The organism is Halorubrum lacusprofundi ATCC 49239, assembly GCF_000022205.1.
Lineage (GTDB): Archaea > Halobacteriota > Halobacteria > Halobacteriales > Haloferacaceae > Halorubrum > Halorubrum lacusprofundi.
This window is the reverse complement of the sequence record NC_012029.1, coordinates 328,526-344,888: the sequence shown is the minus strand read 5'-3', so window position 1 is coordinate 344,888 and position 16,363 is coordinate 328,526. Positions and strand designations below refer to the sequence as shown.

At 67.1% G+C, this 16,363-nt stretch carries 17 protein-coding genes; 9 read left to right on the top strand and 8 right to left on the bottom strand.

The window, feature by feature from the left end; translation table 11 throughout:
* Positions 1-52: 52 nt before the first annotated feature.
* The 3 genes from HLAC_RS01585 to HLAC_RS01575 form a co-directional block, all read right to left on the bottom strand.
* Positions 53-520, bottom strand: a complete 468-nt coding sequence (locus tag HLAC_RS01585) for a pyridoxamine 5'-phosphate oxidase family protein (protein ID WP_012659567.1) — start codon at positions 518-520, stop codon at positions 53-55.
* Between the two features lie 119 nt (positions 521-639).
* Positions 640-795: a DUF7560 family zinc ribbon protein gene (locus HLAC_RS19160; RefSeq protein ID WP_169304923.1), complete on the bottom strand. Its 156-nt coding sequence runs from the start codon at positions 793-795 to the stop codon at positions 640-642.
* A 148-nt stretch (positions 796-943) separates the two neighbouring features.
* A complete protein-coding gene (locus tag HLAC_RS01575; RefSeq protein ID WP_012659565.1) occupies positions 944-1,579 on the bottom strand; it encodes a helix-turn-helix domain-containing protein in 636 nt (211 codons plus the stop codon).
* A gap of 154 nt (positions 1,580-1,733) precedes the next feature.
* Between HLAC_RS01575 and HLAC_RS01570 the strand changes: the two genes are divergently transcribed.
* The 5 genes from HLAC_RS01570 (at position 1,734) to HLAC_RS01550 (ending at position 8,483) form a co-directional block, all read left to right on the top strand.
* Positions 1,734-2,123 carry a winged helix-turn-helix domain-containing protein gene (locus HLAC_RS01570; protein WP_012659564.1) on the top strand — a complete coding sequence of 130 codons (390 nt, stop codon included), beginning with the start codon at positions 1,734-1,736 and terminating at the stop codon, positions 2,121-2,123.
* 100 nt (positions 2,124-2,223) lie between these two features.
* The gene (locus HLAC_RS01565) at positions 2,224-3,996 is read left to right on the top strand and encodes a PAS domain-containing sensor histidine kinase (protein ID WP_012659563.1); all 1,773 of its coding nucleotides are present in this window, start codon (positions 2,224-2,226) and stop codon (positions 3,994-3,996) included.
* 248 nt (positions 3,997-4,244) lie between these two features.
* Positions 4,245-6,359: an acetate--CoA ligase family protein gene (locus tag HLAC_RS01560; RefSeq protein WP_012659562.1), complete on the top strand. Its 2,115-nt coding sequence runs from the start codon at positions 4,245-4,247 to the stop codon at positions 6,357-6,359.
* Entirely contained in the window at positions 6,356-7,417 is a 1,062-nt protein-coding gene (locus HLAC_RS01555; protein WP_012659561.1) for a phosphotransacetylase family protein, read from the top strand. The genes HLAC_RS01560 and HLAC_RS01555 overlap by 4 nt, the downstream gene beginning before the upstream one ends.
* 94 nt (positions 7,418-7,511) lie before the next feature.
* Positions 7,512-8,483: a cell division protein CdpA domain-containing protein gene (locus HLAC_RS01550; protein WP_012659560.1), complete on the top strand. Its 972-nt coding sequence runs from the start codon at positions 7,512-7,514 to the stop codon at positions 8,481-8,483.
* 32 nt (positions 8,484-8,515) lie between these two features.
* On the opposite strand, the gene HLAC_RS01545 is transcribed toward HLAC_RS01550, so the two are convergent.
* Positions 8,516-9,625, bottom strand: a complete 1,110-nt coding sequence (locus HLAC_RS01545; RefSeq protein WP_012659559.1) for a DUF373 family protein — start codon at positions 9,623-9,625, stop codon at positions 8,516-8,518.
* 98 nt (positions 9,626-9,723) lie between these two features.
* Positions 9,724-10,434, bottom strand: a complete 711-nt coding sequence (locus HLAC_RS01540) for a DUF6517 family protein (RefSeq protein ID WP_012659558.1) — start codon at positions 10,432-10,434, stop codon at positions 9,724-9,726.
* Positions 10,435-10,587: 153 nt separating this feature from the next.
* On the opposite strand from HLAC_RS01540, the gene HLAC_RS01535 reads away from it, so the two are divergent.
* On the top strand, positions 10,588-11,586 hold the full coding sequence (locus tag HLAC_RS01535) for a radical SAM protein (protein WP_012659557.1): 999 nt from the start codon (positions 10,588-10,590) through the stop codon (positions 11,584-11,586).
* Positions 11,587-11,647: 61 nt separating this feature from the next.
* On the opposite strand, the gene HLAC_RS01530 is transcribed toward HLAC_RS01535, so the two are convergent.
* The 3 genes from HLAC_RS01530 to HLAC_RS01520 all read right to left on the bottom strand — a co-directional run bounded on the left by HLAC_RS01530 (position 11,648) and on the right by HLAC_RS01520 (position 14,351).
* Positions 11,648-11,908: a protein translocase TatA gene (locus tag HLAC_RS01530; RefSeq protein ID WP_012659556.1), complete on the bottom strand. Its 261-nt coding sequence runs from the start codon at positions 11,906-11,908 to the stop codon at positions 11,648-11,650.
* Positions 11,909-11,980: 72 nt separating this feature from the next.
* Positions 11,981-13,273, bottom strand: coding sequence for a DNA repair protein NreA (gene nreA / locus HLAC_RS01525; protein ID WP_012659555.1), 1,293 nt, complete (start codon positions 13,271-13,273; stop codon positions 11,981-11,983).
* A gap of 118 nt (positions 13,274-13,391) precedes the next feature.
* Positions 13,392-14,351 carry a transcription initiation factor IIB gene (locus HLAC_RS01520; RefSeq protein ID WP_394296229.1) on the bottom strand — a complete coding sequence of 320 codons (960 nt, stop codon included), beginning with the start codon at positions 14,349-14,351 and terminating at the stop codon, positions 13,392-13,394.
* A 211-nt stretch (positions 14,352-14,562) separates the two neighbouring features.
* Between HLAC_RS01520 and HLAC_RS01515 the strand changes: the two genes are divergently transcribed.
* From HLAC_RS01515 to HLAC_RS01505, 3 genes are all read left to right on the top strand, one after another.
* Positions 14,563-14,868, top strand: coding sequence for a hypothetical protein (locus HLAC_RS01515; RefSeq protein ID WP_012659553.1), 306 nt, complete (start codon positions 14,563-14,565; stop codon positions 14,866-14,868).
* Positions 14,869-14,981: 113 nt separating this feature from the next.
* Positions 14,982-15,578, top strand: a complete 597-nt coding sequence (rnhA, locus tag HLAC_RS01510; RefSeq protein ID WP_012659552.1) for a ribonuclease HI — start codon at positions 14,982-14,984, stop codon at positions 15,576-15,578.
* The gene (locus tag HLAC_RS01505; RefSeq protein ID WP_012659551.1) at positions 15,565-16,284 is read left to right on the top strand and encodes a DUF7108 domain-containing protein; all 720 of its coding nucleotides are present in this window, start codon (positions 15,565-15,567) and stop codon (positions 16,282-16,284) included. Before rnhA ends, HLAC_RS01505 begins: the two co-directional genes overlap by 14 nt.
* Positions 16,285-16,363: the final 79 nt, after the last annotated feature.

The following is a 16,363-nucleotide window of genomic DNA, read 5'->3' as shown; positions in this document are numbered from 1 at the left end:
CGAACACCATTTATAAGCGATTGACGAGACCTCGACCCAAGCTGACGAATCCCTACGCTTCGTCGCGGTCGACGACGACCGTACGGCCGGTGAGTCGCTTAGGTTCGAACCGGTACAGCTCGATGTCGAGGTCTTCCTTCCCGTCGGCCCAGATCTCGAACAGGGGGCGTTGGGTCTTGCCGTACTGCGCGATCGTCTCGGGCGTGAGATCGTCGAGGTCGACCCGGTGGAGCGTCCCGACGCCGACGACGCTGGCGTACTCCTCGCTACCTCCCTTATCGCCCTCCTCGTACACCACGATCCGGGCTTGCGGGTCGGACGCGAGGAACTCCCGCTTCTCGCTGTCGGGCGTCGAAACGAGCCGGAGGAAGGCGGTCCGCGACTCCTTGTCGAATCCGTACGAGATCGGGATCGCATACGGGGTCTCGTCGCGCGCGAGGGCCAACACTCCTGTCTCGTGCCGGGACAGGAGCGCGTCGACCTCCGCGTCGGACATCTCGACCTCGCTTCTCGTCGCCATACGCTACCTCTCTGGGTACGAGGGGATAAAGGACACGAGACCGGGTGAGAGGACGGCGCCGGCTGTCGGGAGGGGTGGCCCGCGGCGGGAGGGGTGAGAGGTGGAGGGGATGACGACCGCTACGCAGTCTGCGAGTCCGCGATGTCGCCCTCGGTGACGGGAGCGCCGCAGACGACACAGCCCGTCTCGAGCAGCGTCGCCCGCATTGCGTCGTCCACCTCGATCGACCGGCGGCACTCCGGACAGACGAAGGTGTGCGTCCGTTGACTCGTCATGGCTGCGAGTACGACAGCGATCCACATGAAGGATGGATCGGATTCCGAGCCCACAGGAATCCGACGGCCCGGGAACGCTGACGGATCGAGTCTGGGAACCCGGAGAACAGGCGAGAACGGCGGCGAGCGACGGAGCGCGGATCCCGACTTAGTCGAGCAGTGCCGAGAGGAGTTTTCGCTGTGCGGCCGCCATATGCTCCGAAAACGTCGACCGGTCGATACCGAGTGATTCGGCGACCTCGCCGGCGTTGGCCCCCTTCGGGTGGTCGAAGTAGCCGGCGTCGTAGGCGGCGGTGAGCACCTCGCGCTGGCGCTCGGTCAGTTCGCTTCGGTCGACAGTGACCAAGTCCGACTCCTCGGGCGTCGACGACGACTGGAGGAGCCGCAACACCTGCATGTCGGAGCAGGACTCCCGAAACTCGTCGAGCACGGAACGGAGCGTCGGCAGGTCGGTCGCGTGGAAGGTGACGACCAGTCGTCCGTCCCGGATCGTGGTCTCCGAGACGGGGACGCTGTGGCGATCGAGTATCGCGAACGGCGACGCCTCGACGCGGGGTACCTTGAAGCGATAGGCCGCCTTAGCGCCGTAGTCGAACACGACCTCGACCCCTTCGGAGACCGGGAGGTCCGCATCGGCGATGAACTCGAGGACGACCGTCTCCGGATCGCCGTTCGACGAGCTACGCGCGACGCTGTAGATCGGCGTCGACCCGTCGACCACGCCGTCGAACGGGGACGGCGACGCCGTCGGGAGCGAGACCTCCGCCCTAATTCCGGATCCCATCTGCGTCCGTTCGTGTCCGCCGTCGGACAAAACGTTGACGCCGTCCGCGCGTCGTCGTCGCTCGCACACAGGCGCCACCGATCGGCGATTCCTTATAAAACACCCCACATATGCAGGGCCGGTATTGGGGTGGACGGAGCCACTACCTACATCCATGAAGCGAAACGTGCCGCAGGCCACCGGCCCGACGACCGCGACGGAAGGCGACGAGACACTCGACGACACGTTCGATGCGCTCGCTGACCCCGACTGCCGGGCGATCCTCGGGGCCGCCGACACGGCGATGACGACGAGCGAGTTGGCCGATGCGTGCGACATCGCGCTCTCGACCGCCTACCGCAAGGTCGAGCGGCTCAGCGAAACCCCGCTGCTGGTCGAAGGCGTCCGCTTCGACTCGGACGGAGACCACGCGGCGGAGTACACGCGTGGAGCGACCGACGCCACCATCGAGCTCGGCGACGACGGCGTCACGCTGACCGTCGACGACTCGGCGGCCGATCCGGTGAGCGCCGCGTTCGACACCACCAGCGTCTCGGCCGACTGATCGCTTCGCCGACGACGGCCGACTGATCGCGCCGTCTGGGGATTTCTTACGTGATAATCGGGCGATCAGTCTTATCAATTGCCTCGAAAAGCGGTACGATATGTCCGATTCGCCGGATCCTGCAGTCCTTTTGGATCTCGCAGGAGACAAGATCGCCGTCCTCGACGAAGACGGGATCTTCCGGCACCTCAACGCGGCCGTCGCCGACTTGCTCGGGTTCCACTCGGACGACCTCGTCGGGACGGACGCATTCGCGCTCGTCCACCCCGACAACGAGGAGCGGCTCCAAGAGACCTTCGCGCGGATCGTCTCCGGGGAGCTGACACCCGACGAGCCACTGGAGTACCGGTATCGCACCGCCGACGGTGGGTGGGTATGGCTCCGGACGACGGTGCACCCGCCCGAGGAGACGGAAATCGACGGGTACGTCCTGACCTCGCGGGACATCACGAGCGAGGTCGAGTCCCGGCGCCGACTGGAGACGATCGCATCGGCCTCGTCCGACGTGTTCTGGATGTTCTCCGCCGAGTGGGACGAGCTGCTGTTCATCAGCGACATCGTCGAGGAGGTCTTCGGCGTGTCGAGGGACACGCTCGAACGGCAGCCAAATCGGTTCCTCGACGTTGTCCATCCCGATGACCGCTCATACGTCGAGCGAGCGATGGACCGACTCTCGAACGGCGAATCGACGCTGATCGACTACCGACTGGGGTCCGCCGACGGGACCACGAAGTGGGTCCGCGTGCCCGGCGAGCCAGTGATCGAGAACGGCACGGTCGTGGCGGTCACGGGCTTCGCCCGCGATGTCACCGACGAGTACCGCCGCGAGCGACAGCTCGCCGTGATGGACAACCTTCTGCGACACACGATCCGCAACGACATGAACATCGTCGACGGGACCGCGGAGCGCATCGTTGACGCCGTCGCTGCCGCGGACGCGTTCGATCCGGAGGCGTGGGGCGACAGCGTCGCGGCCGCGGAGGGTAACGCCGAGATTGGTCCTGACGCCCTCGCCGAACTCGGGGCGGACCTACAGGAGCACGCGGAGACGATCCGACGGATCGCCTCCGACCTGTTGGCGACGGCAGAGAAACAGCGCGGGGTGATCGACCTGCTGCGACAGCGCGGGTCACCCCGAGCGGTCGAGGTGGCGCCCGTGGTCGAGGAGGCGCTCGGAATGGTCGTCGACGACTGCGACGAGACGGTCGACGTCACCTACCGCGAGCCGGTCGACGGAGAGGGCGCGAGGGAAGGCGAGCCCGGAGACGAGACCGAGAACGTGGACGGGATGGCGAGTGAGGAGACGGCAGGCGAGGGGACGACGAATGAGGAGACGGCAGGCGAGGAGACGGCGGGCGACAACTCGACACTCCCGCGGGTATCGGTCTCGTACCCGCCGAACGCGAAGGCGTTCACGCATCCGGAGCTCGACTACGCGATCGCGGAGTTGGTCGAGAACGCCCTCGAACACGCGGAGTCGACGCCGCGGATCCGGATCGACGTGTGTACAACCGACGAGTCGATCGAGGTGTCGATCCGCGACAACTGCCCGCCGATCCCGGTCGAGGAGCGATACGTAATCACCGACCGATGGGAGATGGACGACCTCCGTCACACCGGGGGGATGGGCTTGTGGCTGGTGTACTGGGTCGCAAACCGGTCGGGCGGCGACCTGACCTTCGACACCCACGCCGACGGGAACGTCGTGACGCTCTCCGTTCCGAACGCGAAGTGTGGCACGATCAACGAGGATCCACGGGAGACGACCCTGTCAAACCGCCCGATGACCGCCGCAGTCGAGGGGGCAGACACGCGCATTCGGACCGACGGATCCACCACCTCGGAACCGAAACGGCGCGACGAGACGGACTGAACGGGCGAGTCAGGCTAGCGGCGGGGCGAGACGCGAACGCGAACCGAGACACAGAGACGGAGCGAGACACGGGGATAGATCGGCGATCGACAGATCGCCCCGAAGCGGTAGAATACGGAACCGAGATCCGAATCGACTCGTCGGTCCACAAACGAGCCCGAGTCGATCCGATCGGTTGTTCATTAATAACCAGAGTATGAGAACGCTCCCGTCGATGTTAAACGGTCGGTGCGTGTAATTACGTACTGATGGGTACGCTCAACGAGATGTTCGACCCGGATCGGGTCGCCGTCGTCGGCGCGACCTCCCGAGAGGGAGCCGTCGGTCGCGCTGTCACGTCGAATCTGCTCGACGACTTCGACGGCGACACCGTTCCCGTCAACCCGAACTACGACGAGGTGCTCGGGACGCCCTGCGTCGACGAGGTGGCCGACGCGGACGCTGACGTCGCCGTGATCGTCGTCCCGCCGTCGATCGTATTGGATGCGATCGAGGCGTGCGGCGAGGCGGGCGTCCGGAACGTCGTCGTGATCACCGCCGGATTCGGCGAGACGGGAGAGGACGGGGCAGCGAGGGAGCGGCGCCTCGCGGAGATAGCCGACGAGTACGACCTCAACCTCGTCGGCCCCAACAGCCTGGGGATCATGTCGACGCCCTCGGGCATGAACGCGACGTTCGGCCCGGAGAACGCGCTCCCGGGCGGGCTCTCCTTTATGAGCCAGTCCGGCGCGTTCGTCACCGCGGTCCTCGACTGGGCCAACGACAACGGAATCGGCTTCAAAGACGTGGTCTCGCTGGGCAACAAGGCCGTCCTCGACGAGACCGACTTCGTCGACCACTGGGGGAACGACGAGGAGACCGACGTGATTATCGGCTACCTCGAAGGGATCGAGGACGGCCGCGAGTTCATCGAGGCCGCCCGCGAGACGACCCAAGACACCCCGATCGTCGCCGTGAAGTCGGGGCGGACGAGCGCCGGCGCACAGGCCGCCTCCTCGCACACCGGCACCCTCGCCGGCTCCGATAAGGCGTATGAGGCCGGCCTCGATCAGGCGGGCGTCATCCGCGCCGAGTCGGTCGACGAGCTGTTCGACTCGGCCGGCATTCTCGGGAGCCAGCCGCTCCCGGACACCGACAGCGTCGCGATCGTCACCAACGCCGGCGGCCCTGGCGTGATGGCGACCGACGCGGTCGGCGACGCCGACCTCGACATGGCGTCGTTCACGAAGAAGACGAGCGACGCGCTCCGCGAGTCGATGCCCGACGAGGCGAACATCCACAACCCGGTCGACGTGATCGGCGACGCCGACGTGGAACGGTTCCGCGAGGCCCTCGAAATCACCGTCGACGACGACAACGTCGGGGCCGCCCTCGTGTTGGCCGCGCCGACGGCGACGATCGACTTCGACGACCTCGCGGACGCGATCGGCGAGGTCAGCGACGAGATGGACGCCCCCGTCGCCGCCTGTCTGATGGGCGGCGACCGGACCCGCGAACCGAAACAGCAACTTCAGGCGAAGGGAATCCCCTGTTACTTCGACCCAGCCCGCGGGATCGAGAGCCTCGCGACGCTCGGGAGATACCGCGACATCAAGGCGCGCGAGTACGCCGACCCGATGTCGTTCGATGTCGACCGTAAGCGCGCTCGCGAGATCCTCGAAACGGTTCGCGACCGCGACGACAACCGCCTCGGCGTCGAGGCGATGGAGCTGCTCGACGCGTACGGGATCCCAACGCCCGCCGGCGAGATTGTCGACTCCCCCGAGCGCGCCGCCGAAGTCGCGGCCGACATCGGTGGCGACGTGGTCATGAAGATCGTCTCGCCGGACATCCTCCACAAGTCCGACATCGGCGGCGTCGCCGTCGGCGTCTCGGACGCGGATGTGACGGACACCTACGAGGACCTGATCACCCGCGCGCGTAACTACCAGCCGGACGCGACCGTGCTCGGCGTGCAGGTACAGGAGATGGTCGACCTCGACGACGGCGTCGAGACGATCGTCGGCATGAACCGCGATCCGCAGTTCGGCCCGCTGCTGATGTTCGGGCTCGGCGGCATCTTCGTGGAGGTGATGGAAGACACCACCTTCCGCGTCGCCCCCGTCTCGGAGCCGGAGGCCCGCGAGATGACCGAGGAGATCCAGTCGGCGCCGCTGCTACGCGGCGCCCGGGGCCGCGATCCGGTGGACGTTGACGCCGTGATCGAGACGATCGGTCGGCTCTCACAGCTGGTCACCGATTTCCCGGCCATCCTCGAACTCGACATCAACCCGCTCGTCGCACTGCCCGACGCCGACGGCGGCACGAACGCCGCCGCCGTCGACGTGAGACTTACGGTTGACCCGGAGAAACTCGAACCATGACAGATACACCCACGACACTCGTCACCGCGACCGGAGAAGGCGCCGGAAAGACAGCGATCACCGTCGCGCTCGCGCGGCTCGCCGCCGACCGCGACCGCAGCGTCGGCTATATGAAGCCGAAGGGGACGCGACTCCAGTCGAACGTCGGCAAAACGCTCGATCAGGACCCCATGCTCGCCCGCGAGGTGCTCGGCCTCGACGCCGAGATGCACCAGATGGAGCCCATCGTCTACTCGCCGACATTCGTCGAGGGCGCGATCCGCGGCACCGAGGATGCGGACGCGCTCCGCGACCGGATCCGCGAGGAGTTCGATGAACTGGCCGCCGACCGCGACCAGATGTTCGTGGAGGGCGGCGGCCGCTGGACCACCGGCGGCGTCGTCGACCTCACCGATGTCGACGTGGCGGAGCTGCTCGACGCGCGGGTCGTGCTGGTCGCCGGGTACGACTCGCCGAACGACCTCGACGAGGTGCTGGCGGCAGCCGACGCGTTCGGCGACCGGCTCGCCGGCGTCGTGTTCAACAAGGTCTCCGACGACGCGTTCGAGTCGCTCGATCAGGACGGGATCCCGTTCCTCGAATCGAAGGGGATCACCGTCTTCGGCGCGATCCCGTCCGAGAAGGAGCTAGCTGGCGTCACCGTCGGTGAGCTCGCCGACGAACTCGGCGCGGAACTCCTGACGGACGCCCCAACCGACGGCTTCGTCGAGCGCTTCCTGGTGGGCGCGATGGGCGGCGACGAGGCGCTCCGCTACTTCCGGCGCGCCCGCGACGCCGCCGTCATCACCGGCGGCGACCGCGCCGACGTCCAGACCGCGGCGCTCGAGGCCTCCGGCGTCGCGTGCCTCGTGTTGACCGGCGGTCACCGCCCCTCGGGCGCCGTACTCGGAAAGGCCGCCGACGCCGGCAAGCCCGTCCTCGCGGTGAACACCGATACGGTCACCGCGATTGACCGCGCCGAGGGGGTCGTCCGCGGCGGGCGGACCCGCGACGCGCGCACCGTCGAGCGGATGGCGGAGCTGCTCGCCGCCCACGTCGACGTGGACGCGTTAGTCTGATCGAGGGGAGCGCCCACCGATCAGGCTCGTTCCATCCCCCGCTACGGGCGAACGTCTGACATACTGTTTTCAGGGAGGACAACGTAGGCGGCGTATGACCAGTCTCTCGGAGGCGTACGGTGGACGGGGGCGCTCCGAGGTCGACCCGCGCCGGGTGTACCTTGGTGTGGGCTCGTTCGTCGCCGGAACGCTGCTTCTCGTCGTCGGACTCTTCGTCGCCGCGGAGGTCGTCCTCCCGAGCGGCTACAGTTCCGGCGAGGCGCGGCGCCTCGGCGGCGTACTCGGCGGCGTGGGCGTCCCTCTCGTGTTTCTCGGCGTAATGACCGTCCTCCCGGCGGACCGCAACACCCGCGTCGCCGCGATCGTCGGCGCGGCCGTGATGTGTCTCGGCGTCGCGTTGTTCGCGTACGCGTACCCCAACCAGTGGGTCGGCGGGCCGCACCCGGAACTGAGGGACCTCACACTGCCGACCGCGGGGCTGTACTTCGTCGGCGCCGCGACGACGCTGTGGAGCGTGTTCGTCGGCGTCGCCAACTTCAAGACCCGGAACGATCCCGGCGGCACCGTCACGATGGAAGTGACCCACAAAGGCGAGACGAAGGTGGTCGAGGTCGACCGCGCCCAGCTCAACCGAGGCGGCGGCGTCGGGCTCCTCGGCGGCACCCCCGACGGCGACGTGGAGACCCAGACGAATCGACAGGAGGGGAGCGGCTCCGGCTCCGGATCGGGTTCGGCCAGCAAGTCGCGCTCGCCCGGTAGCGCCCAGCCCGCGGGCATGAGCGACGGCGGCGCGACCGCGACCGGCATCCGGTCTCCGCTCGACGAAGATGGCGGAGTCGACGTCGAGACAGGCGGCTCCGATGACCAGACCGGACCGGCCGAGCCGAACGGTCCGGTCACTCCCGGCGTCTCGCCCGCCGCACGCGACGGCCCGGGCGACACCTACTGCGGGAACTGCGCGCAGTTCGACTACGCCCGCACGGAACAAGGGATGCAGCCGTACTGCGATCATCACGACGAGCTGATGGACGACATGGACGCCTGCGAGGAGTGGACGCCGCGGTGACCAGGTCGGGAGACTGACGCTTTTTACGTACGTTACGTCGGATCCGCTGACGGGAGCTGTGACTCCGCAACTGCGAACGCGAGCGTGCTCAACACGGCGGTGAGCGTCCCGGCCGCGAGCGCCATCGCGAGGTCGGGGAGTCCGAGCGACGTCACGCCCGGGGCCGCCGGCAGGAAGAACCCGGAGACGGCGTACAGCACGACAGCGATCGAGAGCACGTAAAAGGGCGCGTTGAGGTACCGCCATCGGAACCGGCCAGCCAGGTACTCGTCGGTTATCTGACCGAGGCTGGAGGTGACCCCGGCGACCGCGAGCCACTGGACGAAGCCGTGGACGAACGCCGCGAGCGCGATGCCGACGGTGACGCCCCCGCCGCGGACGCTACGGACAGTCTCGATCGTGTCCATCCCCTGAACCCCGCCGACGACGATCAGCGCGAGCGCGACGACGTAGGTGACGAGCGTCACCCGGCCGGTGTAGAGCACGTTGCGGACGGACGCGGCCGCGCCGTCGATCGTCTCCTCCAACCCGAGCCCACGGAACAGCGAGTAGAGCCCGACAACTCCGGAGAGGATCCCGAGGACGGCCGCGCCCGCGATGTCGAACAGGTTGGCGACGACGACGAGCGGGTAGATCAAAAGGAGCACGCCGAGCGGCACCAAAATCGTGCCACGGGTCTCCGGGTCTGCGAGCACCTGCTTGATCGTGTAGTAAAGCGATTCGAGGTCCTGCGCCTGCCGCACGACCACCCGACGCATCCCGTCGATCGGCATTCGCGAGCGGATCACCGGGAGCACCGACTCATCTTGCGCGCCGTCGGTGATGACGACTGCCGAGACTTCCTCGCCGGTCGATAGCTCCGCCAGCACGCGGTCGACCTCCTGACCCACTGCGCGATTCGCCTTCACGTCGGAGCCGTCGACGCCGGTGACCGCCGCGACCTCGACCGCCTCGCCGCCGGCCGCCAACTCGTCATGGACGTTGACACCCTGAAAGAGAACGTTCACGTCGGAGTCCTCCGGGTCGGCGGTCGCGAGCGCGACCGCGGCCTCGGTAACGTCGTCGGCACCGATGACGGGAGTGGGGATCCCCGTCTTCCGGCCGAGGTCGTCGTCGAGGTCGACACAGAGGACGAGCAGCATTAGGGAGGACTACGCGAGGGGCCGGCATATGTTTTCGGCTCGGCCCGCCGGCGGCGTGCGAGCCTCGTCTCCCGATCGATTCATCCTGTCACGTCTCTTCAGTCGTCTTCCGACGCCGGCTCGTGCTCGATTCCGTTCAACATCCGGCGGACGTTCTCGCCGTCCCCGAACGCCGCCGGGTACGCGGCTAGCGGGACGACGTAGTCGGCGCCGGCCTCGACCGCCTCTGCGACGTGGAACTCGAGCTCGACGCTCACGCCGGTGCCCTTGATCTCCCCGTCGGCCGTGTACACCACGACCCGCGCGTCGGTACCGAGGATATCTGTCGTGTACTCCGAACTGCGTTCCAGGTTGCTGACGCTCTCGTACCGGTCCACGATCAGCCGGGCGCGCTCCTCGTCGTCGAGCTCTCCGACGGGGTTGAACGCCTGCCCGAGCACCTCGACGCGCGGGGTCGTCAGCACGGCGAACACCGCCGCCTGATACCGCTCGCCGAAGAGTTCGACGGCTTTGTCGTACTCGGCGATCGTGCTCGTCACCCGCACTTCGCGGGTCGATCCGGCCACGTCGAACTCGCGAGTCTGCGTGTTCTCGGTGACCTCGTTGAGCTCGTATCCGCTCTCGTCGAGCGCCGCGTCCGCGACCGTCGCGGTGCCCGCGGTGAACTCGGCCGGCTCGCCGGTGGCGACGTCGAGCGCGGTACAGCCGGCGAGCCCGGCGAGCGCGGCCCCTCCGGCGGCGGTGAGCGCGCGGCGGCGGGTGAGCGCGTCGATGTCGGTCATCTCGTCGGCGGTCGGCTCTCTGGTCATACCCGTCGTCACGCGGGCTGAGGTACATACTTTGTGTTTGTTTCGGGAAACAGAAACGATATGCGGCTCCGCGGAGCGCCTCCGTGACAACGAATCCCCCGGGAACGCGCGGTTCGGACGCTTTTTGAGGCCGCGGCCGGTAGAGTGGGGTAGATGATCTCCAAGGGCTGTGAACAGTGCGCCAAGGGCGGCAAGATGGTGCTTTTCGTCTACGGCTACTGCGACCAGCGGGATTGCTTCTACTGTCCCCTCGGAGAAAACCGGAAGAACGTCACCGACGTGTACGCCAACGAGCGGAAAGTCGAGTCCAACGAGGACGTGATCGCGGAGGCCAAGCGCATGAGCGCGCTCGGCACCTCGATCACCGGCGGCGAGCCGCAGGAGGCGATGGCGAAGACGTGCCGGTACCTCGAACTGCTGAAAGACGAGTTCGGCGAGGACCACCACACGCACCTCTACACCGGGATCACGGGCGGGCGCGAGAACATGCGCCGCCTCTCGGAGGCCGGCCTCGACGAGATTCGCTTCCACCCGCCGCTAGAGATGTGGGGCGACATGCACGGCACCGAGTGGGAGGATATTCTCCACATTGCCCGCGAGGAGGGGCTCACGCCCGCCTTCGAGATTCCCGGTATCCGCGCGGAGCCGGAGTTCCTAGAGTTCCTCGACGAGGGCGCAGCCGAGTTCTGCAATATTAACGAGTTCGAGATGTCCGACGGGAACTACCGCCGGATGCAGGAGGAGGGCTTCGAACTGCAGGAGGGCCACATGTCCGCCGTCGAGGGGTCGAAAGACGATTCGATCGTTTCCGAGATGGCGAGCCACGAGAAGGTGTACTTCTGTACCTCCGTGTTCAAGGACGCCGCCCAACACCGCAACCGGCTCAAGCGGATGGCGAAGAACATCCGACGTGAGTTCGACGAGGTGACCGACGACGGCACCCTCGTCTACGGGAAGGCGTTCGCCGACGCCGACCGCTTCGAGGCGCTCGGCGTTCCCGAGGAGTTCTACACCGTCAAATCGGACCACGTCGAGGTCGCGTGGTGGCTCCTGGAGGAGATGGTCGAAGACGGCGACCTCGATCGTGGCGAAATCGTCGAGCAGTACCCGACCACCGACGGCACCGTCGTCGAGCGCACGCCGGTGGCCTGAATCGGTTTTTTGTGCAGTTAGCGCGTGCGATCGCCGACGACGACGCCACCGCACCGTTCAGTTATAAGTGATCGTCGCCGTCGCTCTCGTCTTTCTCGTACCGTTCGTCGTCCACCTTCTCGCGGAGTCGTTCGACCTCCGCCTCCAGCTCCGCGATACGGTCAGTGTCTGCCTCCTCGCCGTCGGAGCGCAGTTTGAGGAACAGCACCACTCCCGCGATGACGACGGTGGGAACGCCAAAGAGCAGTACGAGGATCATCAGGATGATCACGAGTTCAGGACCGGCGGGGACGCCGCCGAACGCGGGAACTGTGGGAACCATGCTCCCACCCACTCGACGACGGGACTAAAGCGGATCGGGCGTGACGAGCGTTGTTCCTCGCTGCCGTCGCGCTCACCCGGCGTCGACGAAGTCGCCGAGGTTCGCCTGTAGTCCGGCCGCCATCGTCGATTTTCGTCGGAGGCGACCGAGCGGGACCGGGAGGTGGTCAGCGACGCCGCGAACTGCCTCGCCGAACGTCTCGGCGGTCCCGTGTTCCCCCTCGAAGGCGTTCCGGACCGCCTCGCGCACCTGCCAGACGCCGACCGGACCCCAGTAGTCGTCGGAGACGTGCCGCAACACGAGCGCCTTCGCCTGCCGTCCGCGGTCGTCGAGGTGTTCCAGAACCCCCATCCGGGCCGCGTAGTAGGCGCCCGCGGTCTCCTCGACGTAGCCGGTCCGACCTTCGCGGCCCTCGCTCGCGGCCGAGAGATACACGCCCGCCCCAGGGTCGGGGTTCCAGATCGAGCCGGGCGACTTCATCTCGACAAGCTCGTACTCCCACTGTCCCGGAACCAAGATCACCCAGAAGGCGTTGCCGAGGTACTCGTTTCGGTGGACTTCGATCCGGTTAACCGTCGGATTGTCGCGGATCGATCCGCGGAGAAACTGTCCGACCGTGTCGTCGACGGCCGTGATCGACCAGCGCGTCGGGACGAGCCGGCGGTTCTTCCCGCGCCCGAGTGCGCCCGCGGAGAGGATCGTGTTGATGTCGTACACGTCGAATCCGCGGCGGTAGAGATACGTCATCGCGCCCTCGGCGCGCCAGTCGTCGTCTTCGAGCGTCTTTTTCACCGGGCGCGGGACGTGCGGGTTCTCGCCGAGGTCGGCGGTCCGAGCCGCGGCGCGCGGGCCGGTCGGCGTCTTGATGTCCTCCGTGCCGATATCGAAGTCGAGGTCGGGGGTACCGTCCAACCCTATCTCGACGTCGACCGGCCGGTCCGCGATCGCGACCTCGCGCTGGACCCCGAGCCAGCCGTTCCACGCGTCGTGGACGCCGCCCCCGTCGCGTCCGGCGTCCGCCACGTCGGCCCCGCGGGTCGAGTTGAGCAGGCTCGTCCGCCGGTCGAACACGTCGGCGATGGAGACGCCCTCGTCGTACCACGCCGCGGAGGTTTCGAAGCGCGCTGCGCGCTCCTCGCGGCCGACCGGCGAGAGCAGCCCGGTCGAGACGTTCGGGTAGTTCGAGCGCCCGACGAAGATGGAGGGGGAGACGCTGCCGACCACGGCGTCGTCGGAGACGTGCTCCTCGAAGCGCCGCTCGAAGGAGTCGAGGTGATCGAGGATGCCGTAGTCCTTCTCGGCGGCGAGGCGCCGCCGCTCGGCGCGCTCGTCCGCTTCGAATTCAATGAACTCGTCGAGCCGCATTCGAATCGGGGTTGGTCCCGCGCCGGCTTGAACGTTGCTGGCGGCGGTCGAAAACGCGAGCGGTGGAAAACGCGAACCGGACGGTAGAAAACACGAACAGCGGTCGTCCCCGCGTGGCCTAGGTGTGGATCCCCATCGCTTCGATCTGCTCTTGATACCGGTTGCGGATGGTGACCTCGGTGACCTGCGCGACGTCGGCGACCTCGCGCTGGGTCTTCTTCTCGTTACACAGAAGCGATGCCGCGTAGATGGCGGCGGCGGCGTACCCGGTGGGAGATTTCCCGGAGAGGAGTCCCTTTTCGGCGGTCGTCTCGATGATCTCGTTGGCCTTCGACTGGACCTCCTCGCTCAGTTCGAGCTCGGAGGAGAAGCGGGGGACATACTTCTTCGGGTCGACCGGCCGCATCTCTAAGCCGAGCTCCTGAGAGATGTAGCGGTACGTGCGACCGATCTCCTTCCGCTCCACCCGCGACACGTCGGAGATCTCTTCGAGCGAGCGCGGGATCCCCTCCTTGCGACAGGCGGCATAGAGGGCAGCGGTGGAGACGCCCTCGATCGACCGCCCGCGGATCAAGTCCTCGTTCAGCGCGCGTCGGTAGATGACCGAGGCGACCTCACGGACGGATCGCGGGACGCCTAGGGCGCTCGCCATCCGATCAATCTCCGAGAGCGCGAACTGGAGGTTACGCTCGCCCGCGTCTTTCGTCCGAATGCGCTCCTGCCACTTGCGCAGGCGGTGCATCTGCGATCGCTTCTTCGAGGAGATGGAGCGACCGTACGCGTCCTTATCCTTCCAGTCGATCGTCGTCGTCAGCCCTTTGTCGTGCATCGTCTTCGTCGTCGGGGCGCCGACGCGCGATTTCGACTGGCGCTCCGAGTGGTTGAACGCGCGCCACTCCGGACCGGGATCGATCTGTTCCTCCTCGACAATGAGTCCCGTCTCCTCGTGTATCAGCTCCCCGTCGGCCGTTCGAGTGAGCTCCTCCGGGTCGAAGTCTTCGGGGTCCAACTCACCGGCGTCGGCTCCCTCGACCCCCTCGGCGTCGGTTTCAGTCTCGTCGGCGTCCTCGCTCCGCACACGCTGCCGGTCGTGATCCCGTTGCCGGGTTGGCCGTGTCATCGCATTTATATAATATGCAAACGGATTGACTTAAAAGTTCGTGAGGATCGACTGTTTACGATCGGCCGACCGACGTCGATCGGAAACGACCTGGTAAGTATTCGGTAAGGTTACCGAAAATAGGTTCATTACCCGCTCGGCGGTAGGTACGACCTACCGTGGGAAACTCATGAAAGCGGCTCGGCTCTCGCTTCTCGACGCAGACTCACTCGATCAACTAGGCGGCGTCACCGGGGTCGGCTGGACCGTCTCCCTCCTCGGTTATCTTACGACCGTCATCGGGTACGGAAACGCCCTCGTCTCGCGGCTCATCGCCGACCCTCAGTCGTTCCTGTACGTGGGAAGCGCCCTGTTCGTCGCGACGCTCGGCCTGAACCGGCTCCAGCAGTCCGCGACCGAGGGGGAGCAGTCTGTAACCGAAAGAGAGCGGTCTGTGACCGAGGGAGAGCAGTTCGCGACCGAGCAGGAACGGTGAGCAGTTGGCGGGAGCGGTGAGCGCCCGCGTCGTGGGGAGGCACGCAGCCGTGCCGACGTGACCGGCGAACGCGACGGACAAGGCTTTGTCGCGCGACCGCTGACTGCGAACGAATGCCGACGATCGACTGCGATCCGGCGACCGCGCGGGCCCATCTGGAGGACGCCGGCGTCCGGATCGACGACGGAAATACCGCCCACGAGCGGTGGCGCGCCGAGCGCGAAGGCGCCGTCGCTGTCGCGTACGACGACAAGGTTGTCGTGCAGGGAAGCGACCCGACCCGCCTGACAGCCCTGTTAAGCGAGGGTGGCGGGCGCGCGCACGTCTACTTCGACGGCGCCTCGCGCGGGAACCCCGGTCCGGGCGCGGTCGGGTGGTGTCTGGTCACCGCGGACGGAATCGTGGCCGAGGGCGGCGAGCGGATCGGCCGCGTCACCAACAATCAGGCCGAGTACGCCGCGCTGATCCGGGCGCTTGAGGCCGCCGACGAGTATGACTTCGACGAGATCGACGTTCGCGGCGACTCCCAGCTGATCGTCAAGCAGGTGCGCGGAGAATGGAACGCCAACGACCCCGAACTCCGCGAGCGGCGGGTCCGCGTCCGAGAGCTGTTAGAGCGGTTCGACCGATGGTCTATCGGCCACGTTCCGCGAGAGATAAACGAACGCGCCGACGATCTGGCGAACGAGGCACTCGATGACGCGAACTAACGACGACGAGCCACCGGAGTGGGCGAAAGAGCAGGCCCGCGAAATGATGGCGGCGGAGGAACCGAGCGACGACGAAGAGACGGAGAAAGGCGACGGTGGGGAGACGGAGGAGGGTGACGGCGAACGCGATGCCGACGCGGACGACGACCGCGTCCCGGACGTACCGGCCGATACCGTCGACGAGGCGGAGCGGCTCACCCGGCTCGCCCGACGGACCGAGGACGAGGCGGCCGCCGCGTTCTACCGCGAGCGGCGCGACGAACTAGTCACCGATCACGACTACGTCCCGCGGCTCCGCGAGGAGGACGACACGCTCGTGTTGTACCCCGACGAGTGGATGGACGACGGGACGGTCCAGCTCGACCGGATCGAGACCACCGACCGGGCCGTCGAGGTGTCGCTGTCGGGACCGGGCGACGCCGGCAGATACCGCGAGATCGCCGCGTACAACGACGCGGTCGCCGACGCGGTCGCCGACGCGCACGACGCGGTCCACGCCGACACCGCCCGGAGTTTCGCGGCGTTCATGAGTAACCACTACGTGCGCGCGGTCGACGACGCGACCGCCGACATGCGCGCGGAGTTCCGTGAGGAGTACTTCCCGCGGAACGGCTGGCCGACCGACGAGCAGCTAGCGGTCGTCGACGAGTCGCTAGACGCGATCGAGTCGGTCGCGGCGGACGTGGACGGTCCCGAGGAATCGTAGGGAAAGGCCCGGAGACCCCGCAGAGCCGTCGCTGTCCGAGTGAGCGTGCACGGTTTTCACCGCGCGCGTGTGCCAAAAT